The 1,432-nt window shown below is 35.8% G+C and carries 1 protein-coding gene and 1 pseudogene; both read right to left on the reverse strand.

What is annotated here, in order from left to right; translation table 11 throughout:
- A pseudogene (locus BKL51_RS10875) lies at positions 1 to 195 on the reverse strand (hypothetical protein); the annotation flags it as partial.
- The coding region (locus BKL51_RS10880; RefSeq protein WP_077466688.1) for a deaminase domain-containing protein at positions 195 to 1,432 on the reverse strand (1,238 nt) is incomplete at its 5' end. The pseudogene BKL51_RS10875 and the gene BKL51_RS10880, both read right to left, overlap by 1 nt.

Consider the following 1,432-nt stretch of genomic DNA (forward strand, 5'->3'; position numbering starts at 1 on the left):
TATATATATAACATATATCATTAAATTTTCTATTGGCTTTTCAAATGAATTTTCATAAGTATCTAATGCCCCCCCCCATTCACTTTCACTATTTCCCCATGGATAAACCTTTCCATTCTCGAATTTTCTTTGACACCATAAATATGCATCTTCAAAAAACCATTGTTTTAATTCTTTATAAGATACTCTATTCATTATTCTTTTACTCCCGTTGGTTTAATTTGCTTTCCGTTATTATCAAATATATTGACTTTAATATTTGGATAACGCTTATTAAATTGCTCTGTAACACCTAAACAACTTGGACAAGCTGGACGTTCAGTAAATATTATCACCTGACCTTTTGCTTGGGTATTTGAACCTAATTGATCCGCCAGATTAGATAAAATTTTATATTCAGAATCTGTTTTTCTATCTATTAAATCTCCTTTTTTATTAGGTAGATTCAATGATTTAAACTCTGTTTTACCTTTTCCAATAAACATACCTTGACTTACGTCTATCTGACTATGCCCTGCTAAAGTTTTTATATCTAAACCATCAATATCAATCTGAGCAAATGCGGCATTTCCTTGTGTGCTTAATCTCCTAGGCAAACTTTTTTTAGCATCAGCAAGTTGCTTACGGTAATCAGGTATCATTAAAACACTACCCTCAGGTTTTTTACTCAAGTCTTTTGTAACTTTTTCAAATCCGGCTTGTTGCTGCATAGCTAAGTCATCTTTTAATTTCGAATACAATGCCGCATTTTCTGCTCCCGTTGAAATCCTTGTCGTTTGATTTTCATATCCCGTAGTTTTTCCAACAATCGGCAAAGACTCATTCGCACTTGCTCCTTTCGGCAACTTCGTTTCAGCATAATTTAATGCCGTTCCGGCTCTAACCGAACCAACAAGTTCTGCAAAGGCTTTATAGATATAAACTTTGTTCAAGAAATTTTTTGCCTCTTCTAAAGGCATATTCCTTTCTTGTGCCAAATTCATCGCTATCTTTTCAAACTCAACGGCGTGGCTATCTTTTCCTTTAAGAATAGTCTCTACATGTTGATAGTCAGTTGGATAAAGCTCTTTGAATTTTAAGTGATAACTTAAACTCTGTTCATACCCGAATTTAGCATAATTGGCATCCGATACTAAAGATTGGCAAGCAGGATTATTTATACTGCTTGAACAGGCATCAAGAATGGCTTTATCTCGCTCTAAATCAAGTTTTTTGAGTTGTGAAAGCCTTTCTTTTTCTTGCTCGGTAGCTTGATTATTTTTCACTTTTCGCTCTAAAACCGCTTTTTCTTCTGCCTCTTGTCTAAAGAGATAATTATGCTCCACCGCATTCTCCGCAATGGTTATCCCTGTGCTAATCGTCGCTAGATTCTCCGCGCTATTGCCGGTTGCCGTTAAACCACTCGCTACCCCTGCCGCCACTTTGCTTAAGG

It is taken from the genome of Rodentibacter sp. Ppn85, from assembly GCF_001999335.1.
Lineage (GTDB): Bacteria > Pseudomonadota > Gammaproteobacteria > Enterobacterales > Pasteurellaceae > Rodentibacter.